Here is a 22,692-nt window from a genome sequence, read left to right as displayed (position 1 = left end):
CCGGTTTCGGGACAAAGACATGCGTCAAATCAAAGACCCACGGCGTGTTGCGTGAGTCCGTTCACACGCAACACGCTGTAGTCGCGACCCGTTGCAGAAACGCCTCTCTTCCGGTCCCGTTGAACGCCGATCGCGACGCCTTGCCCGCGGGGCATCCCTTTCGTCTTGACCCTTATGCCTTCATCGGGCATCGAAACGCCCGATCTTGGGCGGCTCCGACTCGGCAGTCGCCTTCCCCATGACTTTGCAGGAGACAATGATGGCCGAGGACATCACCGAAACCAGCCAGACCGTTGCCGCGGGCCAGCTCCGCTCGATTATCGAGCGCATCGAGCGGCTTGAAGAGGAAAAGAAGACGATCGCCGACGACATCAAGGACGTCTATGCCGAAGCCAAGGGCACCGGTTTCGACACCAAGGCGATCCGGACCATCATCCGGCTCAGGAAGCAGGACCAGGCCGAACGGCAGGAGGAGGAATCGATCCTCGACCTCTACAAAGCCGCCCTCGGCATGGAGTAACCCAACGGCCACCCCTAAACGGCAGGCGATGGGCTGGACGCGCCCATTGCCACCTGCATTGTACCAGCGCCAGGAAGTGCGCGAGACTGCGCCGACAGCTTGACGTCGTGCACCGGATCCTCCCGGACAATTCCCTTCCTGCGAGGCGGTCGGTTTTGCTGGCCACTCGCCCCGGCATCTCGTCGACACAGGATGCACGCAAGCTTCGGGAGGCGGCCCCGACGCCAGAAAAGGGTAGCCTATTGGACCATGTTCAATGACGCGGGCGGCGAAACGCTCGATAGGCATGTCGGCGCGACTCGCGTTGCCTCCAGACATCCCTGCCAAACTGTTTGGTCTCTGACGCTGCGCGAAGCAGAAACGCACCCGCCCTTCCGATGCGCTTGTCATCGCGTCGCTTCACTTATTTGACCGCGGCCTTCATCCTTACGACAAAGGCGGTCAACGGCTGTCCATTTGATGACGATCCAATGAAGCGGACCCCAAGATGGGCTTTTTCATATTGACCTTTTTCCTGCCGCGGGATGCTCTCGCTAGAGATGCTCAGGCATCAGTCGTTTCCCGCGCAAATCGTCGAGAACCGTCCGGCATTCAGAGCAGCGCCCCGCCTTTGTCGATCTAGACCTTTGGTCCAACTATCGTGGTGTTTGCTCTCCATGAGAGATTTCGACGCCAAAGAGGGGAGCGCACGATCGGGCTTATGAAGCTGATGGTGCGTCGGGAAGCGAGGGATCAAAGTCAGCACAATGGGCCGAACAGCTTCAGATCGGCGGCACGCGCGAAGGGCGCCTCGATCCGAGCCAGCCCGACATGAAGGTTCCACGCAAGGTCACCAGGGGCGGCTCGCATCTACGTGCACCCAACTACTGCCGGCGATATCGGCCCGCTGCGCGCATGGCGCAGCCGGTCGGCACGTCGAGTGCATCGTGCGCGCAAAGTGAATTTTTCGGCGGTTTTTCCTGTTGCGCGCATACCACACCCGCTCGCCAATTCGGCGGGGCTGGCCGTTCTTGAGATTGACAAGGACGAGCCGTCCACCAAACCTTCAACCTGGGGGTGTCGTCGACTGTGATGGAACGATCGATGATTCGCCGCTTGCCGCCCCTTAGTGCCCGTTCAAGCGCGACCGCTGCCGGAAACAGCGCCTTGAGGCATCAGGCCGAAAGGCGCGGAACGGCAACCTCCCCAGCCATGTCGATGCGTCTGCCGAACCTGAGCGATATCGGGCAACGACGACGCCGTCCAATCCTTCGCAACGTGCTTCTTCAATCCGTCGCCTCGATCGCTCTTCTGTGCTTGAGCGATGCGCAGGCGTTTGCCGCCTGCCATGAAACGCCTCCCGGCTCCGGAACCTTCGACTGCGAAGGGCAGATCAATGAAGGCTTCAACTCGACGGGGGAGTCGGTCACGGTCACCGCTCACCCCAATGCGGTCTTCAATGCCGACGTCTCCATCACGGGACCGGGAACGAGCACGCTGAACAATGACGGCACGCTGAACAACGGCCTGTTCGCCGTGGACAATGACCTTTTCACGCTCAACAACAACGGCACTCTTCAGAACGGAATCGTCGGCAGAGGCGACGGCATCATCGTCATCAATCATAACGGGGTGATCAACAGCGGTGGCATAACGATCACCGGCAACGGCGAGAATAGACTCAACATTTTTGCCGGCAAGACCGTCAACGGGCTGGCGGACATTGCAGGCGCCAGGAATTTCGTCGACAGCCAGGGAACCTTCAACGCCGGGCTGACGATGACCGGCACGGAGCTCAACTCGGTGATCATCCGCGCAGGCGCTGCGGTGAGCGGCACCTTCAGCCTCACCGGTCCCCGCAACTTCATCGACAATTTCGGCACGTTCAACAGCGGCATCACGCTGACCGGTGACGGGTTAAACCTTGTCGTCAACCGCCAGGCCGGGGTGATGCAGGGCATCATCAGCAACGGCTCGGCGAGCGACTTCTTCTTCAATGACGGGCGCATCAACCAGGCCGTCACGCTGGGCGATGGCGACGACGTCCTCATCAATCGCAACCTCGTGTCCAACGTCATCGACATGGGCGACGGCGACGATGTGTTCGACATGGCGGACGGCACGGTCAACGGAAATGTGCTCCTGGGCTCTGGCGAGGACCAGGCACTCATTCGAAACGGGACAATCACGAACACCGTGCAAGGCCAGGACGGGGACGACCACGTCGTCTGGACCGGCGGTGAGATCATCGGCCTCGACACGGGAGCCGACACCGATTTTGCCCATTTCATCGGCCTCACGCCAACCAATCTGAAGACCGGACTTCCCGTCAATGGCGGGTTGGGGTCGGACGACGTGCTGCTGTGGACAAATACGGTCGGGGGCGACGTCGCCCGCTATACGAACTGGGAGCAGTTCGAGCTTACGGACAGCTCCGAGTTGACGTTCGACAACTATGCTACGTTGAAACTCGGCGATTCGGGCACCGGCACCGGAACGCTTGCCATCGACGAAACGAGCACGGTGTTCGCGGGCAACGGCACCCATACGGTCGCGCCGTTCGCCAGCGGTCAGTTCATCGCCGTCCACAATTGGGGCACGATAGACCTAACGAACAACAATCCGAACGCTACCGACAGGTTCGTTGTCCAGGGCGACTATATAGGTCAGGGTGGCAGCCTCAACCTGCAGACCTTCCTCGGCACCGACGTTTCTCCCTCCGATCGACTGGTCATCGACGGCGGCCAGGGGAGCGGCGCGACAAGCATTCTGGTGACAAACGTGGACGGACCGGGGCAACTGACAGTCGCCAACGGCATACTTGTGGTCGATGCACTGAACGGCGCGACGACCACCGCAGGTGCGTTTGCGCTCGGCAATCCCGTTGCCGCCGGACCGTTCGAATATTTGCTGTTTCGCGGTGGCGTAACGCCGGGATCCGAGACCGACAACGATTGGTTCCTGCGCAGCAGCAGGGCCTCTCCTCCGCCGCCTCCGCCGGCACCCCCGGCGCCGCCTCCGCCGCCTCCGCCGCCACCGCCGCCGCCACCACCTCCCGCGCCGCCGCCGCCGCCCCCCGCGCCGCCGCCGCCACCTCCCGCGCCGCCGCCGCCGCCTCCCCGCGCCGCCGCCACCACCTCCCCGCGCCGCCGCCACCACCTCCCCGCGCCGCCGCCACCGCCTCCCCGCGCCGCCGCCACCACCTCCCGCGCCGCCGCCGCCACCTCCTGCGCCGCCGCCACCACCTCCTGCGCCGCCGCCACCACCTCCTGCGCCGCCGCCGCTCCCGAACGTGCGTCCGGAGGTGCCCGGACATGTGATTGCGCCGCTCGCAGCCCAACGGCTCGGGCTGTTGTCTCTCGGCACGTTCCATCAACGGCGTGGCGACCAATCGCTTCTGATCGGCGACGGCGCCTTGCTTTATTCGCTTCCCGAGCCGCAGGGCGCCGACGTGCCGTATGACGGTGTCCGTCCGCCGCCCATTGTGTGGGGCCGGGTGTTCGGCGCCGACAGCGACCTCAGCGCCAATGCGACGCTGAGCGTCGCCGGGTACGAACTCGCCCCGGCCTTCGATGGCACCTATTGGGGGCTACAGGCCGGCAGTGACATCGTCGGCATCGAGCACGAAAATGGCCATGTCGATCGCTTCGGACTCTTCTATACCCATGCCGAGACGTCCGGTGACATCAGCGGCAACATATTGGGCGGCCTGAACCTTCAGGCCGGGAGTCTCGATCTGTCCGAGGACAGCATCGCCGGCTACTGGACTCGCACGACGCCGAGCGGCTGGTATGTCGATACCGTCGTCAAATATGGCTGGCTCAACGGCGCGAGCACGTCGAGACGCGGCATCGGCGCCAACATCGAGGGCACCAGCTTCGCCGCCTCGATCGAGACCGGTCGGCCCTTCGTCATTTCCGATGGGTGGGCGATCGAACCGCAGGCACAACTGATCTGGCAGGGCATCGACTTCGAAGATAGCCGCGACCGGTTCTCCGAGATCATCCATGACAGGTTCGACGCCTGGACCGGGCGGGTCGGTGCGCGCCTCGAACGCAGCCTTGGGGCGCATCTGGCGCATCTCGGTGTCAACCTGTGGCATGGTTTCTCGGCGGAGCCGACCGTCACATTCAACACGACTCCGCTGGTGATCGACACAGGCGGCACCTGGCTGGAGGTGAATGGCGGCGCGGCCTTCCAGATCAACGACAACCTGTCCGCCTTCGGCGACGTGAGCTACGCCTTCGATGTGGACGGCGCCGATCACAACGCCTTCGGTGGCCAGATCGGCGTCAAGCTGAGGTGGTAGAAGGCCGCCGCAGGCGATATCTCAGCGGCACGACGGCGGCGTCATCGATGCGGCCGGACGGCAGTGCTGCCGCCGCCTGGTATGATATCAACCTTCCGTCCGGCTGCAGCAGGGCGAAAACGGGTTCGGCATCGACAATGCCGAAACGCAACACGATAGACTCCATTGCATGAGCCAGCTTACCGCCTACGTCATCGACGGACATGAACTGCGCATTCGGCCGGCACCCGTAGAGCGCCAATGGATGGACGATACCGATCAGCGCTACGCCTACCGCTGCCTGCCGCTGAACATCGCCAATGCGCATGGCTGGGAGATTCTGTGCGCCACGGGATTTTCCGCCGTCTGGGACGGCCGCGATAGCCTCGACGCGATCCGTATCAAAGCAAAACCCGGAACCGTGCCGCCCGCAATCAGTCATTTCGGGAGTGGAGTCCTCACATTCCATATCCCTTGCCTTTTCCGGACAGATCAAGGCGTCGATCTGTTCGTGACCGGGCCACTCAATCGGCCCAAAGACTCGATCGCTGCGCTGTCAGGCATCGTCGAGACCGACTGGGCGCCCTATACCTTCACCATGAACTGGAAGTTCACGCGCTCGAACCAGAGAGTCCACTTCGAGATCGACGAACCCTTCTGCCTGATCTTTCCACTCAGGCGCGGCGGTGTCGAGGAGGTGACGCCGGAAATCCGCAACCTCTCCGAGAACCCCGAACTGGATCTCGAATACAGGCAGTGGTCAGAGAGCCGGAACAATTTCAACTCGTCACTGGCCGACCCGGCGTCGAAAGCCGCTCAGGACAAATGGCAGAAGGCGTATTTCAGAGGTGTGCATCCATCGGGCGCGGCGGGCCCGGAAGAGCATCGCAGCCGGCTGCGCCTCCGGCCGTTCAAGCGGCCATGATTGCGGGGAGGGCGCGTCGCGGCGAAGGCAGATCATACGCCAACGGGCCTCTCTTCGAAACCATCCATCGATCGACGGTCACGTCCAGGAGGGTCGTGCGTTCCGAAAATCGATTCCGATTCCCGAGCCGATGCTGTAGTGGTCCTGACGCATCCTCCGGAACAGGCCCCAAGCGAATGTGGCGCTTCGAATTCGACCTCGCACATGTCACATCAGACGGAGTGCGAATGTCGAACTCGCTCCACCGGCGGTCGAGCATCTCCGCAAAAGGTCGGGACCATGGGTGAAGGTGCGGCCGCAAAGATACCGGCAAGGACGGAGCCTGAACCGGGGTTCCTGGTCGCGCGCTGGCGCGGGCAGGTGACGATGTCGCGGCTGTTCTGGTGGGACATGGTCGTGGTCGGCAGCGCAATCAATGTGGCAACCACGATCGCAGCGCTGATGGTCCTTGGGATGAAGGTGCCGGTCGCGCTCGCGCTCGCCGTCCATCTCCTTGCGCTGCCCTACAATCTGTTTCTGTTCCTGGCCGTTTGGCGTACCGCCGAGAAAACCACGCCGAAAATCGCCTGGATCGCGCAGTTGGGCGCGGCAGCCTGGGTAATCCTTGCAACGATGCTGTGAGGAGCAGGAATGGAACCGATCGTGACGAAAAATAAAGCGGCAGTCCCCATTCTACGGGAACATGCCGCTTGAGGCGTCGGTCACCTGCGAAACAGTCGACGTTGGAGCAGGAACGTGCCCTTACATCTCATTGCCAAGCATCGAGCAAGATGCCGCGCCTATCATTGCGCGAGATGTTGCTCCAGAAAATCAATTCCATCGGCGGCTCGGAAATCGCTATCGACCTCCGAGCCGTTGGCGCGAAGCCGTCGACAGGCAACGGCGTCGGTCTCTATATCACCACTTGTAGGCGACGCCGACCGTCACGGTGTTGTACTGGATGTCCAGGTTGCCGTTGTCGAAGACATCGGAGTCGCCGAAGTCGTAATAGCGATATTCGAGCCGGCCGATCCAGTTGTCGGTGAAGGCGTAGTCGACACCACCGCCGAGGGTCCAGCCGGTATAGGTTTCGCTCGCGCTGATATCGAGCCCGCCGATCGTCGTGTCGGCGGAAACGCCGGTAAAGGCAACACCGCCGGTACCGAAGATCAAGGCCCGATCGATGGCATAACCCGCTCGAGCGCGGATCGAAGCCAGCCAGTCGGCGCCGACATCAACGGCCAGTCCGCCGACGTCGAAAGTCTGGTCGTTCCACAACGCATTGATATCGGCTTCACCACCGAACACGAAGGATCCGTATTGCCATTGGTAGCCGACGTAACCGCCCAGAAGGCCACCGTCGAAATTGTCCTTGACGGACACGAAGGGGTCGGAGAAACGGGCATTGGACCAGGCATATCCGCCCTGGAGACCGATATATGGTCCCGTCCAGGTGAATGTCGGGGTTTCGATGACGACCGGCGGCGGCTCGATCACGGCATCGGCGGCCTTCGCTCCTGTGGCGGCAAGAACCGCCAGCGCCGACGCGAATAGGAAGTAGCTTGAACGCACGTTGACCTCCAGGTTCCGAAACCCCCAAGGCCCCACTGCTCCACCCATGGAGATATCTATACTATGAAATCGTCCCGCTTACTGTGCCTTTGACGCAACAGCAACCGCGCCATCAAATCTCAACTTAAAGTAGATTTTGTCCCGGTGACGGGGCAGCGGATGTGAGCACGGCGACTTGGCTCTTTCCTCAAGGAACGTCCTGGCCCATCTCCTGACCTGCGCCTTTCGGCGCGCAGCGCTCAGTCCGGCTCGAAGTTCAGCGCCACACCGTTGATGCAATAACGCAGATGGGTCGGCGGCGGGCCATCCTCGAACACATGGCCGAGATGGCTGCCGCAGCGCGAGCAATGGACTTCCGTGCGCACCATGCCGTAGCTGCGGTCGACCGTGGTCTCCACCGAACCCGGCACCGGATCGTTGAAGCTCGGCCAGCCGGTGCCGCTCTCGAATTTGAGGCTGGATTCGAACAGCGGCTGCTCGCAGCCGGCGCATTTGAACGTCCCAGCGCGCTTCTCATGAAGCAGCGCGCAGCTTCCAGGCCTCTCCGTGCCGTGCTGGCGCATGACGGCATATTGTTCCGGCGTCAGCAAGGCTCGCCATTCGGCGTCGGTTCGGGTGACTGGATAGCGGTGCTCGTCCATCGTGATCTCCGGGTTGGTCTGCCCAATGTAGGGTCGCACCGCGTGTTGCGGAAGATGCGCGCTACGCATCCGCCCCAAGGGCGCGTTGCGCCTAGTGCTTGCGGGACAGTTCCTTCGTCGCGGCCTCGAGGCCGGCGAGCGTCAGGGGATACATGCGCTGACCGAAGATGTCGCGGATCATGCCGATCGAATGGGTGTAGCTCCAGTGCTTCTCCCGCACCGGATTGAGCCAGACCGCATTCGGCCATTGCGCAAGCACCCGCTGCAGCCAGGTGATGCCTGGCTCGGCGTTCCAGTGTTCGACCGATCCTCCGGCATAGGCGATCTCGTAGGGGCTCATCGACGCGTCCCCGACGAACACGACCTTGTAGTCGTGGCCATATTTGTGCAGCACGTCAAAGGTCGGGATCACCTCCTGGTGACGGCGGCGATTGTCTTTCCAGACGCCTTCATAGAGGCAGTTGTGGAAGTAGAAATATTCGAGCTGGCGGAACTCGGCCCGGGCCGCCGAGAACAGTTCCTGGACGATCCGGATGTGATCGTCCATCGAGCCGCCGACGTCGAAGAACATCAAAAGCTTGACCGCGTTGCGCCGCTCCGGGCGGGTCTGCACGTCGAGATAGCCGTGCTCGGCGGTGGCGTGGATCGTGCCGGGCAGGTCGAGTTCCTCCTGCGCGCCCTCGCGGACCCAGCGGCGCAGGCGCTTCAAGGCGATCTTGATGTTGCGCGTGCCGAGTTCGACGGAATCGTCGAAATTCCTGAACTCGCGCTTGTCCCAGACCTTCACGGCGCGACGGTGGCGGCTCTCGTGCTGGCCGATGCGCACGCCTTCGGGATTGTAGCCATAGGCGCCGAAGGGTGAGGTGCCGGCGGTGCCGATCCATTTCGAGCCGCCCTGATGACGGCCCTTCTGCTCCTCCAGCCGCTTCTTCAGCGTCTCCATCAGCTTTTCGAAGCCGCCGAGCGCCTCGACCAGCCGCTTCTCCTCCTCGCTCAGATGCTTCTCGGCGAGACGGCGCAGCCATTCCTCGGGAATGTTCGCGACATCGATCGCCCCCTCGCCCGAGATGGCCTCGACGCCCTTGAACACATGGGAGAATACCTGGTCGAAGCGATCGATATGGCGCTCGTCCTTCACCAGGGCGGCGCGCGCCAGATAATAGAAACCCTCGACGTCGTAGGTGACGAGATCCGCCTCCATCCCCTCCAGCAAGGTCAGATATTCGCGCAGCGATACCGGGACGCGGGCGGCCTTGAGCTCGAGGAAGAACGGGATGAACATCGGTCAGCTCAACAGGTCATATTCGATGAAGCCGGTTCGCCGCGCGACGTGGTCATAGAGGCGCCGCGCCGTCGTGTTGGTTTCGTGGGTCATCCAGTAGACATTCGTCACGCCGGCCTTGGCCGCCTCGTCCTTGACGGCCTGGATCAGCGCCGCGCCCACGCCATTGCCCCGAATGGCGGCATCGGCGAACAGGTCCTGCAGGTAGCAATTGTTGACGAGGGACCAGCAACTGCGGTGGAAGAGATAATGCACCAGCCCGACGGGCTTGGCGTCGGCCAGTGCCAGAAGGCCCTTCGGCTCGAACTCGTCCGGCGTGAAGAGCCGTTGCCAGGTCGAGGCGTAGACCTCCTCGGGCAGGCGCGTTTCGTAGAAGGTGAGATAGTCGGTCCACAACCGGCGCCACGCCTCGTGGTCGGCCTGCTCGAGCGGACGGACGATAATCTCGGACATGGTCTTCCTCTCCCGGTCAGTCGCGCCTGCCGCCTTCGGCGGCGAGATCGCGGTATCGTTCGAACCGGCATTCCATGCCGCCCGCTCCGCAGCAAGAGTCCACGAGCGAAATTTCCCTAAGCACACATTCGCTGGCAACCCAACGAATGGTCTGCTTAGGCCTTTGTCTTGTCGCAGATTCTTGTCGGAAAACCGTGGGACACTTTTCCGGAATCTGCTTAGCCCTGCTGCCGCCGCGCCATGAAGGCCAGCCTTTCGAAGAGGTGAACGTCCTGCTCGTTCTTCAAGAGCGCGCCATGCAACCGCGGCAACGCGTTCTTGGCGTCGGCGCGCAGGTCCTCCGGCTGGATGTCGTCGGCCACCAGCAGGCGAATCCAGTCGAGCGCCTCCGATGTCGACGGCTTCTTCTTCAGCCCGGCAACCTCGCGCACCTCGTAGAACTGGGTCAGCGCCGCGCGCACCAGGCTCTGCTTGATCCCCGGATAATGGACGTCGACGATGCGGTGAAGCGTCTCGGCATCGGGGAAGCGGATATAGTGGAAGAAGCAGCGGCGCAGGAAAGCGTCCGGCAATTCCTTCTCGTTGTTGGAGGTGATGATGACGATCGGCCGGACGCTCGCGCGGATCGTCTCGCCGGTCTCGTAGACAAAGAACTCGTTTCTGTCGAGTTCCTGCAGAAGGTCGTTCGGGAACTCGATGTCGGCCTTGTCGATCTCGTCGATCAGGAGCACGACCTTCCTGTCCGCGGAAAACGCATCCCACAGCTTGCCGCGCTTGATGTAGTTGCGGATGTCATTGAACCTGGCATCGCCGAGCTGGGAATCGCGCAGCCGCGACACGGCGTCATATTCGTAGAGGCCTTGCTGCGCCCTGGTCGTCGACTTGACGTGCCATTCGATGAGATCGAGGCCGAGCGCGGCGGCCACCTGCCTGGCCAGTTCCGTCTTGCCGGTGCCGGGCTCGCCCTTGACCAGGAGCGGACGCTCCAGGGCGATCGCGGCATTGACGGCCACCATCAGATCCTTGTCGGCGACATAGGCCGACGTACCTTCAAATCGCATACGAAAAATCCTGCCGTTGAGTTGGCCAGACCCTACGGACCGTTAGCCGGCCGCGCAAGCCCGGGCGTTGCCGCAGCCCGTGCCCCGGGGCCCGACGCGGTTGCCGAACAGGGGATTCCTTCCATATGGAACTGGCGCAGCGGCAGCGGCTCCACTATATTGCGCAATGGCGATCTGGGCCTCTCGGCAGGAGTAACATTTCCCCGGGGCCTTATCGATCTCGAAGGGAGCTATCCCTGATTGGGCCCGTGGGTCCTTTCATATGGCGCCCACCTACTTTGTAGGTTCCCGGGATCGACTTCTCCACCGGTCCGCCTGGATCGCCGCTTTGCTTTCGCTCCCGTCCATCACTGCGCCGGCAGGACGAACCGCCCCTGGGGGAGGCACGCGCGGACATTCGCGCGATCGGTCGGACGGCCGCCTCAGAACCTACGTCTCCAATGAGCCCGTAGATGGCGTTTCGCTCATGGCTTGCCGATGACGGCTGGGCTATGACTTGCGCCATGACCGAACCAAGAGCCCTCAAAAGAGCCCTTCGTCAGGAGGCGCTTGCCCGGCGCGACGCGCTCGACCCGTCATGGCGCATCGAGGCGGCGCTGCGCATGGCCGACGCAGCGCGAGACCGTATCGCGTTCGAACACGGCAGCATCGTATCGGGCTTCTGGCCGATGCGCTCCGAGGTCGATGTCCGCCCGATGATGTTTGCGCTGCGCGAAAAGGGCGCGCGCCTTGCCCTGCCGGCCATTCTCGACAAGACGACGATCGTCTTTCGCGAACTGACGCGCGAGGGCCGGCTGGTCGATATGGGGTTCGGCACGTCCGGACCAGGCGAAGAGGCCGAAATGCTCGACCCGTCGATCATGCTGGTACCGCTCGCCGCTTTCGACCGGCGCGGCCACAGGATCGGATACGGCGCAGGCTATTACGACCGGGCGATCGCGCGGCTGCAGGCGAACGGCCACGCCCAGCGGCTCATCGGCATAGCCTTCGACTGTCAGGAGGTCGCCAACGTGCCGGACGAGCCTCATGACGTTGTTATCGGCGAGATCCTGACCGAAAGCGGGTTGCGCAGCTTTGCCGGGGCTGGCTAGAAGGGATAGTTTGCTCTCGCACGACTTCCGGCGAAGCCGTGCCTTTTCTCCTGACGTGGCTTCTGATGAGACTTCTCTTTCTCGGCGACATGGTTGGACGTACCGGACGCACCGCGGTCTGGGAAAGATTGCCTGATCTGATCTCCGACTTCCGGCTGGACTTCGTGATCGTCAATGGCGAGAACGCGGCCGGCGGCTTCGGCATCACCGAGGAGATATTCCGCGAGACGCTTGCCGCCGGCGCCGACGTGGTGACGACAGGCAACCATGTCTGGGACCAGCGCGAGGCGCTGGTCTTCGCCCCCCGCGAGGAGCGGTTCCTGCGCCCCGCCAACTTCCCGAAAGGTACGCCGGGCCGGGGCTCGGGCGTCTATGTCGCGAAGAACGGGGCGCGCGTGCTGGTCGCCAACATCATGGGGCGCATCTTCATGCAGCCCGACCTCGACGACCCTTTCCAGGCCGCCGAACGCGAGCTGGCGGCCTGCCCGCTGGGCGAGCAGGCCGACGCGGTGGTGATCGATTTCCACGCCGAGGCGACGAGCGAAAAGATGTGCTTCGCGCATTTCGTCGACGGGCGCGCCAGCCTCGTCGTCGGCACCCATACGCATCAGCCGACCGCCGACCATCAGATCCTCAATGCCGGCACGGCCTATATCACGGACGCCGGCATGTGCGGCGACTATGATTCCTCCCTCGGCATGGACAAGGAGGAGCCGCTCAACCGCTTCCTGTCGAAAGTGCCCAAGGGTCGTTTCGAGGCGGCGAGCGGACCGGCGACGATCTGCGGCGTCGGCCTCGAGATTTCGGATCGGACCGGGCTCGCCGAGAAGATCGCGCCGTTGAGGCTCGGGCCGCGGCTCGAGGAGGCGGTGCCGTCCTTCTGGCGCTAGCGCAACAGGCGAGCGTTCGGGCAAGATCGGGCCGAATTCCAAGCCGGCAGAAACACCTCTGCCGATTGACGCCGCCTCATACAAACCCTAACTCTGCTGGACCTTCCATTCGGCTTTCCACGGGCACCCACTGAGATGATCGAATTCCTTGTGCCGCATTTCGCCTGGCTCAACGATCCGACCGCATGGGTGGCGCTGGTCACGCTGGTCGTGCTGGAAGTCGTGCTCGGCATCGACAACCTGATCTTCATCTCGATCCTGACCAACAAGCTGCCGCCCGAGCAGCAGGTGCCGGCCCGGCGTCTCGGCATCGGCGCAGCGCTGATCATGCGGCTTCTGCTGCTCGCCACCATTTCCTTCATCGTCAAGCTCACCACGCCGATCTTCACCGCCTTCGGCCACGGCTTCTCCTGGCGCGACCTCATCCTGATCGCCGGCGGCCTGTTCCTCGTCTGGAAGGCGACAAAGGAAATCCACCACACGGTCGACCCCGAGGATCACAAGGATTCCATGGTCGGCACGCTGCAGCTCACGCTTGCGGGCGCGATCTTCCAGATCCTGCTGCTCGATCTCGTCTTCTCGATCGATTCCATCATCACGGCGGTCGGCATGACCGACGAGATCGCCATCATGTATGTCGCCGTCATCGTCGCGGTCTCGGTGATGCTGATGGCCGCCACGCCGCTCGCCAATTTCATCGCCAAGAACCCGACCATCGTGATGCTGGCGCTCGGCTTCCTGCTGATGATCGGCATGACCCTCATCGCCGACGGCTTCGGCTTCCATGTCCCGAAGGGCTACATCTACGCCGCCATGGGCTTCTCGGCCCTGGTCGAAGGGCTGAACATGATGGCGCGGCGCAGAAAGAAGGCGCGGGACGAGTCGCACTGACGCTGAGCGTCACGCGTCCATCAAGATGCGCGGTCTCATGAGACAAGGCACGAAGACCGACACCGGTCGAAGCCTCAGGCGGCGACGTCCTTCCCTGTCATGAAGCGGGCGGCGCGCTCGCCGATCATCATGGCAGGCGCATTGGTGTTGCCCGAGACCAGCGTCGGCATGATGGAATTGTCACAGACCCTCAGGCCCTCGACGCCGCGCACCTTCAGGTCCTCGCCGACCACGGACATGGGGTCGCCGTCCGGCCCCATCCTGCAGGTGCCGGAGGGGTGGAACACCGTCTTCGAAACCTGCCTCACATAGTCCTCCAGGGCGCTGCGATCCTTCTCCACGCCGGGCTTGGGAAGGACACGCCGTTTCACGAGCCGCGCCAATGACGGCGCCTCCAATATCCTGATGCCAAGCTCGACGCCGCGCACCAGCGTATCGACATCGGCCTGCACCGACAGCGCGTTCGCCTTGAACAGCGCCGTGTCCCTCGGGTTCGCCGATCTGAGCTTGACGGTGCCGCGCGACTGCGGCCTCAGGAAGCACGGTCCGATGCTGATGCCGTGACCGGGCTCCGGCGCCCGGTCGACGAAGCCGATCAGCACCGGAAGCACATGGAACTGCACGTCGGGCTGGCCGGTCCCCGCGGTGTCGGCGAAGCCGCCGCATTCGACGACCGTCGAGGTCAGGAGGCCGGTGCGCGACGTCATGTATTGCAGCATGTGGCGCGCGGCGGCGAGACCCTTGTCCTCGCCGAGGATCGAAATCGGCTCCTTCGTCTCTCCCTGAACGGTGCATTCCAGGTGATCCTGGTAGTTCTCGCCGACCCCCGGCAGGTCGGCCACCACCTCGATGCCGTGGCTCCTGAGATGCGCCGCCTCGCCGATGCCGGACAGCTGGAGGATCTTCGGGCTGGCGAGCGCTCCGGCGGTCAAGGCGATCTCACGCGACGCAACGATGGTGCGGCCGTCTTCGAGTTCGACGCCGATCGCCCTGCGTCCCTCGAACCGCACGCGCGCGACACGGGCATTGGTCATCACATGGAGATTGCCGCGCGTCTCGGCGTCCCTCAGGAAAGCCCGCGCCGAGCTCCAGCGCTGTCCCTCATGGGTCGTGGTCTGGTAGAAGCCGACGCCGGCCTGCGTCGCGCCGTTGAAATCCTCGTTGTAGGGCAGCCCCACCTCCTGGGCGGCGCGGATGAAGGCCCAGCTCAGCGGATGGCCGAAGCGCTTGTCGGACACTTTCAACGGTCCATCCGCCCCGTGATAGTCGTTGCTCAGCCGCTGGTTGGCCTCCAGCGCGCGGAATACCGGCAGGACCTTGTCGAAGGACCAGTTGCGGCAGCCCATCTGTGCCCAGCTGTCGTAATCTGCCTGCTGGCCGCGGATATAGATCATGGCGTTGAGCGAGGAACCGCCGCCGATCACATTGCCCTGCGGCACGATCGACGGGCGGCCGTTGAGCCCTGCCTCGGGTTCCGACGCGTAGGGGTGGACGTCCCTGCCCTTCTCCAGGACCTTGAAGAAGGTCGCGGGAATATGGATGTAGCGGTCGGTGTCGCGGCCGCCCGACTCGATCAGCAGGACCTTGCTGCTCACCTCTTCCGACAACCGCGCCGCGAGCACGCAGCCCGCCGACCCGCCGCCGACGACGATGTAGTCGTAATCCGCCATGGTTCCCTCCCCCGGCTCCGCGGCGTCAGCAGAAGAGCGTCTGTGCGGTGGTGTACTCCTTGAGGCCGTCGGCAGCGAATTGCAGGCCGACGCCGGAGTTCTTCACGCCGCCGAACGGCGCGTTGGGCTGGATGGCGCCGTGCTTGTTGACCCAGGCCGAGCCGCATTCGAGCCGCAGCGCGTAACGTTTGGCCGCCTCGATGTCCTTCGACCAGACCGAGCCGCCGAGCCCGTTCGGGTTGTCGTTGGCGCGGGCGATGACCTCCTCGATATCGGCGTAGCGGATGACAGGCAGGACCGGTCCGAACTGCTCCTCGTCGACGAGGCGGACGCCGTCGCTGACGTCGGCGACGATGGTCGGCGGATAATAATAGCCCGCCCCTGCCGACGGCTCGCCGCCGAGCAGGATCCTGGCCCCATTGGCCCTGGCATCCTCGACGAGGTCGCAGACCTTCCGGAACTGCATCTCGTTCTGCACCGGCCCGAGGATGCTCGCCTCGTCGAGCCCGTCCCCGACCGGGATCTTGCGCGCGAATTCGACCAGCGCGTCGCAGACCTCGTCATAGATGCTGTCATGGACATAGAGCCGCTTCAGCGCCGCGCAGGTCTGGCCGCCATTGATGAAAGCGCCCCAGAACAGGCCTTCGGCTACCTGCTGCGGGTCGACGTCGGGCAGCACGATGCCGGCATCGTTGCCGCCGAGTTCGAGGGTGAGCCGCTTCAACGTCTCGGCGGCCGAGGCCATGACCTTGCGGCCGGTCGCGGTCGAGCCCGTGAACACCATCTTGGAGATGCCGGGATGCGCCGACATCGCCGCTCCGATCGAATTCTCGCCGGTCACGACATTGACCACGCCGGCCGGCAGCACCTCGTTCATCAGCCCGACCAGCCGGATGGTCGAGAGCGGCGTGTTGGGCGACGGCTTGATGACGACCGTATTGCCGGTGCGGACCGCCGGGATGATGTGCCAGCAGGCGATCATGACCGGCCAGTTCCAGGGCGTGATCGATCCGACCACGCCGATCGCCTTGCGGTGGAGCTCAACGCGTCCTTCGTTGTTGGCCTGCAGGATTTCCATCGGCAGGTCGAGATCGGCCGTATGATGCGTCCAGGCCTGCGCGCCGCCCAGTTCGAAGCGCGAGCCCAGTCCGTTGAGCGGCTTCCCCTGCTCGAGCGTCAGCAATCTGGCGAGCTCTTCGGCATGCTCGGCGATTTTGGCGCCGATGGCATGACAGGCGGCCTTGCGATCCTCGTCGCCCGCCATGCTCCAGGTCGCGAAAGCCCTTCGGGCCGCCTCCACCGCGGCGTCGAGATGGGCTGATGAAGCGAGCGGCATCAGCCCTACGACCTCTCCGTTCGAAGGATTGCGCACCTCGGCATGATGCTCGGCGGCGACGCGTTTGCCGTCGATGATGAGATCGTATCGTTCCATTGCCCGGCTCCTCCAGCTCTGCCGAAGACTAGGGTCGATCGGACAGGTTCGTCTTGGAGACGCGCGCGCCGGTCTTTGGAGAAAAGCGCGTTACTGGACGGCCGGCCCGCTAGTCCCTCGCAGATAGCCGGACGGCGCGCTGCCGAATTTCTCCCGGAAGGAGCGGTTGAAATAGGAGATGTCGTTGAAGCCGCAAGCGAAGGCGATGTCGGCGATCGAACGGCCCTTGCCGGCCGAACGTTCGCGCTCCAGGAACTCTGCGGCAAGCTTCAGCCTTTTGTCGCGGATCATCGCGGTACAGGTGGCGCCGGTCGACTGGAAATCCTCCTGCAGGGTGCGCAACGAAACCGAGAGGCGTTGCGCCAGCCATTTCGGCCCCAGCTCGGGCTCCGTCAGATGACGGTCGATCAGTTCGAGCACCAGTTCGACACGCTGGCCGGCGCCGGAAACGGTCGCCATCAGTTCGACGACGTCGTCGCCCATAAAGGAGAGCCGGGTCGCGTCGTAAAGCAGCGACTTCAGATGGTCGCCCTTGGAGCCGCCGGTATCGCCGCTCAGCATCTTGGCGACCAGGGAGCGCAGCGTGGTGGCCATCGGGTCCGACCTGTCGAGCCGGCTCGCCACTTCGAAGCGCACCGAACGGTGCGCATACATGGTCTGGCATGGCAGGTGCACCGAGATCTGGTTCGAAAACCGGCCGGAAAAGACGAAGCGCGACGGCCTGGTCGAATCGACCAGGATGCAGTCGCCTTGCTGCAGCACCGCCTGGCGGCCGGACTGTTCTATGCCGCAGGCCCCTGTGAGCTGTATGATGAGGAAGAGGTGTTCCTGGTCATCCCTGCGAATATCGGCAGTATGGCGCTCGACCGCTGAAAGGTCCTTGGTGACATGGGCAAAATCGATGCCACCGGCATAAAGCGCTTCGACCGCCCCGGTGATCGCCTTGCGGCCTTCGGCCGGAACAGGATGATAGTTGCCGCAGACCGCCTGCAACTGGCTGGCCCACGCCTCCAGGGGCTGGGTCTCCCACCGGGGCCTGAACAGCCCGCCGACCGCCTGCAGCTCCATGCTCGTCCTCCCGCGGAAAGACTAGCCGCCGAGTTCCATCGAAATCAACCCGCAACCGAAAATAGTTTGAGACAAAACTAACTTGCCGCGCTCGGCTGCGTTGTCTATGGTGTTCGCAATACGAGCACGAAGACAGCGATCCGGAGTATCATGAGCGAGACGACGACCCGAAAGGCGAAGAGCGCCAAGGCGGCGGCCGAGAAGGTCGAGCCGGTGAAGCTCGGCAAGCTGGACTCCTATATCGGCTTCAACCTGCGGCTCGCCCAGAACGCATCGTTCAAGGCCTTCAAGCGCCACACCGGCGACGCCGAACTGCGGCCGGGCTGGTTCGCGGTATTGAGCCTCATCCATGATAATCCCGGCATCACGCCGATGGCGCTCAGCAAGGCGAGCGGCCGCGACAAGTCGACCCTGACGCCGGTGCTGCGCGACCTCCTGCGCCTGAAGCTGATCGCGCGGGAGACGGTGGAGAACGACAAGCGCAGCTACACGCTGTCGCTCACCCGGCTCGGCAAGGACAAGCTCGCCATGCTTGCCGAGCACGCGGCGGCCCATGACCGCACCCTGGACGAGATCGTCGGCGACAAGAAGGAAGAGCTGATCCGCCTGCTCAAGCGCATTTCGGCGCTGCTCGACTGATCGGCGGGAGTGTTTCCATGTACACCGCAAGCACGGCCTTTCTCGAAGCGCTCACCGAGGCGGGCGTTACCTATATCTTCGCCAATTTCGGCAGCGACCACCCCGCCTTGTTCGAGGCGATCGCCGAGGCGCGTGCCAAGGGCCGCGAGATACCGGCCGTCATCACATGCCCGAACGAGATGGTGGGCATGAGCGCGGCACACGGCTTCGCGCAGGTCAGCGGCATCCCCCAAGCCGTCGTCGTCCATGTCGAATGCGGCACTCAGGCCCTGGCCGGCGCCGTCCACAATGCCGCCAAGGGCCGCGTGCCGATGCTCGTCTTCGCCGGTTCCTCGCCCTTCACCCAGGGGGGCGAGATGCGCGGCAGCCGCAACGAGTTCATCCAGTGGATCCAGGATGTACCGGACCAGCGCGGCATCGTGCGCGGCTACATGAAATACGACAACGAGTTGCGTACGGGCAAGAACATCAAGCAGATGGTGCATCGCGCCCTGCAATTCGCCAACAGCGCGCCCAAGGGGCCGGTCTATCTTATGGGCGCGCGCGAGGTGATGGAGGAGGAGCTTTCCGAAGCCGTGGCGATCGACATGGCCGAGTGGCCGGCGGTCGAACCCGTCGCCCTGACGCAGGCCGCGGTCGAGCGCCTGCTCGGCGCCTTCGAAGCAGCGGACCGCCCGTTGGTGGTGACCTCCTATCTCGGACGCAATCCGCTGGCCGTCGGCGAACTCGTCCGGTTCTGCGAGGCGCTCGGCGTCGGCGTGCTGGAATCCGTTCCCAACGCCATGAACTTCCCCCATGACCATCCGCTCTATCGCGGCAATCAATGGAATGAGCCGCGCCAGAACGCCGCTCTCGCGGAGGCCGACTGCATCCTGGTCATCGACAGCGACGTTCCCTGGATACCGACGGTCAGCCGCCCCGACGACGATGCGGCCATCTTCCACATCGACGTCGACCCGCTGAAGGAGAACATGCCGCTCTGGTACATCCCCGCTCGGCAGGTGATGCGCGGCGACGGCGCGACAGCGCTCGCCCAGCTCAATGCGGCGCTCAGCGCGAGGGCCATCGATGCGGAAGCGGTGGCGCGCCGCAGGCGTCACCATGCCGGCGAAAGCGACAAGCGGCGGCGCGGCCTGGAAGCCCTGGAGAGGGCATCCGCCGGGCTGATCACGCCGGAATATGTGACTGCCTGCGTGCGCCGGCATGTCGACGACGACACCATCGTGCTCAACGAAGGCATCACCAACTATCCCGTGATCTTCAATCACCTGGCGATGACGCGGCCGGGATCGATCTTCACCAGCGGCGGCGGCTCGCTGGGCTGGAACGGCGGGGCCGCGATCGGCGCCAAGCTGGCCGCGCCCGACAAGACGATCGTGGCCATGACGGGCGACGGCTCCTACATGTTCTCGGTGCCGTCCTCGGTCCATTGGATGGCGGGCAAATACGAAACGCCGTTCCTGCAGGTGGTGTTCAACAATCGCGGCTGGAAGGCGCCGCGCTTCTCCGCTCTCGCCGTACATCCGGACGGCTATGCCAGCCGCGCCAACGATCTCGACATCGCCTTCGATCCGCCGCCGGACTATTCGTCAATCGCGGCTGCCTCGGGCGGCGCCTTCGCGCGCAGGGTCGAGAAGATCGAAGAGCTCGAAAGCGCCGTCGCCGAGGCTTTCGAAGTCGTGCGCAGCTGCAAACGCGCGGCCGTTCTGGACGTGTGGCTGCCGCATTTCTGACGCTGGAACCGGGCAGCGCAGGGGATCCGATCAGCCTCTTGTGCGACTGCTCGAAAGATGTTTGATTGCAAACTAGTTTCAAGGCAGGCCGACGGGGAGGAGAGCCGCGCGTGAAGCTGCTGGAAGGCAAGAACTGCATCATAACCGGCGGAGGCGGCAGCATCGGCCGCGCCACCGCCCGGCTGTTCCTCGAGCATGGCGCCAATGTCGTGCTCGTCGATATCGCGGCACCGGCCGGCTTCGAAAAAGAACGGGATCGTGTCGTGACGGTCGAGGCCGACGTCAGCAAGGCTGCCGATGCCGAGCGCTATGTGGCCGCCGCGGTAACGCGCTTCGGCGCGATCGACGTCCTGTTCTGCAACGCCGGCAATTTCGGCACGGTGGCGCCGATCGAGGCCTACCCGGAGGAGGTGTTCGACGCTGTCCAGGCCGTCCATGTGAAGGGCACATTCCTCGCAGCGAAACATGCGGTGCCGCATATCAGGAACGGCGGCTCGATCGTGATCACCTCGAGCGTCGCTGGCACGCGCGGCGACCCAGGCGTTTATGGCTACATCACCGCCAAGCACGCCCAGATCGGCATCATGCGTTGCCTGGCGAAGGAACTGGCGCCGCGCGGCATCAGGGTGAACAGCATCCATCCCGGTCCGATCGACAATTCCTTCCAGAAATCGGTCGAGGACGATCTCGGCAGGATCATCGGCCGCGACGGAACACAGTTCTTCGACGAGATCATCCCGCTCGGCCGCCACGGCACGGCGGAGGAGGTCGCAATGTCCGTCCTTTATCTCGCATCCGACATGAGCAGCTTCACGACCGGCACAATGCTGATGGTCGACGGAGGCATGAGCGTCTAATCTCTGGCGACAGGGATACCTCGGCCAGGGAAGCCGAGAGCAGAAAATATGGCCGCCGCCGGACCAGACACGGCACGGCAGGGATCGCAGGAGGAGAAAGACCATGTTGAAACGCAGACAGTTCCTGAAGGCCGCCGGCGCGGTGGTCGCCGCGCCTGCCCTTATGCGCAGTGCCTTCGCCCAGACGCCTGAAGTCACGTTGAAGCTGCATCACTTCCTGGGCCCCAAGGCGCCCGCGCACACCAAGATGCTGCAGCCCTGGGCCGAGGCGATCGAGAAGGACGCTGGCGGGCGCGTCAAGATCGAGCTCTATCCCTCCATGTCCCTCGGCGGATCGCCGCCCCAGCTCTTCCGCCAGGTGGTCGACGGCGTTGTCGACATCGTGTGGACGGTCAACGGCTATACGCCCGGTCTCTTTCCGCGCTCGGAGATCTTCGAGCTCCCCACCATCTTCACCAACGACATCACGGCCACCAACCTGGCCATGCGCGATCTCTTCGAAAGCCAGCTCGCGCCCGAGTACCAGGATGTCCATGTGCTTTTCATGCACGTCCACGCCGGCCAGGCATTCCACATGGCCAACATTCCGGTCCGCTCGCCCGACGACGTCAAGGGCAAGAAGATCCGTGTGCCCGGTCCGACCGGAAACGCCGTGGTCGAGGCCATGGGCGCGACACCGGTCACGATGCCGGTGCCGGACCTGCCGCAGGCGCTGAGCACAAACGCCGTCGACGGGGCCCTCATCCCATGGGAGATCATTCCCGCGCTGCAACTGCAGGAGTCGACCAAATACCAGATCGAAGGCCCTGACATGACGCGTTTCGGCACTACCACCTTCCAGGTGTCGATGAACAAGGCGCGCTGGGATGCCCTGCCCGACGATCTCAAGGCGGTCTTCGACAAGCACAGCGGCGAGGAATGGGTGAAGGAAGTCGCCAGTATCTGGCGCGCCTCCGACGATTTCGGGATCAAGATGGCCGTCGATGCCGGCAATGAGCACATCGTCCTGACCGAGACCGAAATGGACGCCTTCAATCAGGTGCTGGCACCGGTGGTCGACCGCTGGGTTGCCGAGCACGCCAGCGGCGGCTTCGATGCGGCGGCACTCGCCGACGCGGCGAAGAAGGCGATCGCGGCCCGCAAGTCGTGAGCGCCACGGTTCATCCTGCGGGAGGGGGCAACGAGCCCCCTCCACCTGCCGACCGGGCGCCATGGATCGCTCTGCTCGCGGCCACCATCCGTATCTGGGCGCTGCTCGGCGGGGTGATCACCCTGGCCCTCTCGGTGATGACGGCGCTTTCGGCGCTCTCCAACATCTTCTTCGCCAGGCCGTTCTCGCCCGACCACGAGTTGGTGAAGCATTTCATCGCCATAGCCATCTTCATGTTCCTGCCCTACTGCCAACTGACCGGCTCGAACGTCACCGTCGACATCTTCACCGAAGGGATGAGCGAGCGCGGCAAGTCGGCCATGGCCGCCTTCTCGTCGCTGTTCGCGCTCGCCTTCTCGCTGCTGATGCTGCGGCAGATGTATCTGGGCTTCTTCAGCTATCTGCGCTTTCCCGAAGTGACGCCCGTGCTGAAGCTGCCCTTGTGGACCGCTTTTCCGCCCATCCTGGTGTCGCTGGCGCTGCTCGCCGCCGCCGCGCTCATCACGCTGCTTGAAGGCTGGCGGGGCATCCGTTCCGGCCGGCCGTCCAACCCCGTTCCCAACGAGTAGGC

Annotated in this window: 21 protein-coding genes, 1 other RNA gene and 1 pseudogene; 14 read left to right on the top strand and 9 right to left on the bottom strand. The window is 63.9% G+C overall.

The annotated features are described in order from the left end of the window. The first annotated feature begins 259 nt into the window (after window positions 1-259). The 3 genes and pseudogenes from JN302_RS11965 (at window position 260) to JN302_RS11960 (ending at window position 4,808) form a co-directional block, all read left to right on the top strand. A complete protein-coding gene (locus JN302_RS11965; RefSeq protein WP_202312353.1) occupies window positions 260-520 on the top strand; it encodes a DUF2312 domain-containing protein in 261 nt (86 codons plus the stop codon). Window positions 521-1,591: 1,071 nt separating this feature from the next. Continuing rightward, window positions 1,592-3,400, top strand: a pseudogene (locus JN302_RS39795) (hypothetical protein); the annotation flags it as partial. Between the two features lie 391 nt (window positions 3,401-3,791). Beyond that, entirely contained in the window at window positions 3,792-4,808 is a 1,017-nt protein-coding gene (locus tag JN302_RS11960; RefSeq protein ID WP_342215940.1) for an autotransporter family protein, read from the top strand. Here JN302_RS11960 and JN302_RS11955 read toward each other — a convergent pair. Next, window positions 4,792-4,962 carry a hypothetical protein gene (locus JN302_RS11955; protein ID WP_202332992.1) on the bottom strand — a complete coding sequence of 57 codons (171 nt, stop codon included), beginning with the start codon at window positions 4,960-4,962 and terminating at the stop codon, window positions 4,792-4,794. The genes JN302_RS11960 and JN302_RS11955 overlap by 17 nt on opposite strands. A 15-nt stretch (window positions 4,963-4,977) precedes the next feature. Between JN302_RS11955 and JN302_RS11950 the strand changes: the two genes are divergently transcribed. Then, window positions 4,978-5,712, top strand: coding sequence for a DUF6065 family protein (locus JN302_RS11950; RefSeq protein ID WP_202332991.1), 735 nt, complete (start codon window positions 4,978-4,980; stop codon window positions 5,710-5,712). 279 nt (window positions 5,713-5,991) lie between these two features. Next, on the top strand, window positions 5,992-6,333 hold the full coding sequence (locus JN302_RS11945) for a hypothetical protein (protein ID WP_202312350.1): 342 nt from the start codon (window positions 5,992-5,994) through the stop codon (window positions 6,331-6,333). A 276-nt stretch (window positions 6,334-6,609) separates the two neighbouring features. Here JN302_RS11945 and JN302_RS11940 read toward each other — a convergent pair whose 3' ends face one another. The 5 genes from JN302_RS11940 to JN302_RS11920 form a co-directional block, all read right to left on the bottom strand. Then, window positions 6,610-7,263 (bottom strand): outer membrane protein, encoded by a 654-nt coding sequence (locus JN302_RS11940; RefSeq protein ID WP_244743243.1) that lies wholly within the window; start codon window positions 7,261-7,263, stop codon window positions 6,610-6,612. Window positions 7,264-7,502: 239 nt separating this feature from the next. Further along, entirely contained in the window at window positions 7,503-7,904 is a 402-nt protein-coding gene (gene msrB / locus JN302_RS11935) for a peptide-methionine (R)-S-oxide reductase MsrB (RefSeq protein WP_202312348.1), read from the bottom strand. A 91-nt stretch (window positions 7,905-7,995) separates the two neighbouring features. Then, a complete protein-coding gene (locus JN302_RS11930; RefSeq protein ID WP_202332990.1) occupies window positions 7,996-9,186 on the bottom strand; it encodes a vWA domain-containing protein in 1,191 nt (396 codons plus the stop codon). Window positions 9,187-9,189: 3 nt separating this feature from the next. Then, window positions 9,190-9,639 (bottom strand): GNAT family N-acetyltransferase, encoded by a 450-nt coding sequence (locus JN302_RS11925; protein ID WP_202332989.1) that lies wholly within the window; start codon window positions 9,637-9,639, stop codon window positions 9,190-9,192. A gap of 218 nt (window positions 9,640-9,857) precedes the next feature. Beyond that, on the bottom strand, window positions 9,858-10,700 hold the full coding sequence (locus JN302_RS11920; RefSeq protein WP_202312342.1) for an AAA family ATPase: 843 nt from the start codon (window positions 10,698-10,700) through the stop codon (window positions 9,858-9,860). A gap of 168 nt (window positions 10,701-10,868) precedes the next feature. Between JN302_RS11920 and ssrS the strand changes: the two genes are divergently transcribed. The 4 genes from ssrS (at window position 10,869) to JN302_RS11900 (ending at window position 13,572) form a co-directional block, all read left to right on the top strand. Beyond that, window positions 10,869-11,026: non-coding RNA, 6S RNA (gene ssrS / locus JN302_RS11915), on the top strand. 177 nt (window positions 11,027-11,203) lie between these two features. Further along, window positions 11,204-11,791, top strand: a complete 588-nt coding sequence (locus tag JN302_RS11910; protein WP_202332988.1) for a 5-formyltetrahydrofolate cyclo-ligase — start codon at window positions 11,204-11,206, stop codon at window positions 11,789-11,791. Window positions 11,792-11,856: 65 nt separating this feature from the next. Next, the gene (locus JN302_RS11905) at window positions 11,857-12,681 is read left to right on the top strand and encodes a TIGR00282 family metallophosphoesterase (RefSeq protein WP_202332987.1); all 825 of its coding nucleotides are present in this window, start codon (window positions 11,857-11,859) and stop codon (window positions 12,679-12,681) included. Window positions 12,682-12,816: 135 nt separating this feature from the next. After that, on the top strand, window positions 12,817-13,572 hold the full coding sequence (locus JN302_RS11900; RefSeq protein ID WP_202332986.1) for a TerC family protein: 756 nt from the start codon (window positions 12,817-12,819) through the stop codon (window positions 13,570-13,572). Between the two features lie 74 nt (window positions 13,573-13,646). Here JN302_RS11900 and JN302_RS11895 read toward each other — a convergent pair whose 3' ends face one another. The 3 genes from JN302_RS11895 to JN302_RS11885 all read right to left on the bottom strand — a co-directional run bounded on the left by JN302_RS11895 (window position 13,647) and on the right by JN302_RS11885 (window position 17,742). Then, window positions 13,647-15,242 (bottom strand): GMC family oxidoreductase, encoded by a 1,596-nt coding sequence (locus JN302_RS11895; protein ID WP_202332985.1) that lies wholly within the window; start codon window positions 15,240-15,242, stop codon window positions 13,647-13,649. Between the two features lie 25 nt (window positions 15,243-15,267). Continuing rightward, a complete protein-coding gene (locus JN302_RS11890; RefSeq protein ID WP_202332984.1) occupies window positions 15,268-16,674 on the bottom strand; it encodes an aldehyde dehydrogenase family protein in 1,407 nt (468 codons plus the stop codon). A gap of 90 nt (window positions 16,675-16,764) precedes the next feature. Continuing rightward, window positions 16,765-17,742, bottom strand: coding sequence for a helix-turn-helix domain-containing protein (locus tag JN302_RS11885; protein WP_202332983.1), 978 nt, complete (start codon window positions 17,740-17,742; stop codon window positions 16,765-16,767). Window positions 17,743-17,892: 150 nt separating this feature from the next. Between JN302_RS11885 and JN302_RS11880 the strand changes: the two genes are divergently transcribed. The 5 genes from JN302_RS11880 (at window position 17,893) to JN302_RS11860 (ending at window position 22,690) form a co-directional block, all read left to right on the top strand. Continuing rightward, window positions 17,893-18,381 carry a MarR family winged helix-turn-helix transcriptional regulator gene (locus JN302_RS11880; RefSeq protein WP_202312327.1) on the top strand — a complete coding sequence of 163 codons (489 nt, stop codon included), beginning with the start codon at window positions 17,893-17,895 and terminating at the stop codon, window positions 18,379-18,381. A 17-nt stretch (window positions 18,382-18,398) separates the two neighbouring features. Further along, a complete protein-coding gene (locus JN302_RS11875; RefSeq protein ID WP_202332982.1) occupies window positions 18,399-20,114 on the top strand; it encodes a thiamine pyrophosphate-requiring protein in 1,716 nt (571 codons plus the stop codon). A gap of 110 nt (window positions 20,115-20,224) precedes the next feature. Continuing rightward, window positions 20,225-20,971: an SDR family NAD(P)-dependent oxidoreductase gene (locus JN302_RS11870; protein WP_202312325.1), complete on the top strand. Its 747-nt coding sequence runs from the start codon at window positions 20,225-20,227 to the stop codon at window positions 20,969-20,971. 103 nt (window positions 20,972-21,074) lie between these two features. Further along, window positions 21,075-22,121: a TRAP transporter substrate-binding protein gene (locus tag JN302_RS11865; RefSeq protein ID WP_202312324.1), complete on the top strand. Its 1,047-nt coding sequence runs from the start codon at window positions 21,075-21,077 to the stop codon at window positions 22,119-22,121. Continuing rightward, window positions 22,118-22,690: a TRAP transporter small permease gene (locus JN302_RS11860; RefSeq protein ID WP_244846298.1), complete on the top strand. Its 573-nt coding sequence runs from the start codon at window positions 22,118-22,120 to the stop codon at window positions 22,688-22,690. The genes JN302_RS11865 and JN302_RS11860 overlap by 4 nt, the downstream gene beginning before the upstream one ends. The last annotated feature ends 2 nt before the right edge of the window (window positions 22,691-22,692 follow it).

It is taken from the genome of Mesorhizobium sp. L-8-3 (assembly GCF_016756615.1).
GTDB lineage: Bacteria > Pseudomonadota > Alphaproteobacteria > Rhizobiales > Rhizobiaceae.
The sequence above is the reverse complement of the archived record's forward strand: the minus strand, read 5'-3'. Positions and strand labels throughout refer to the sequence as shown.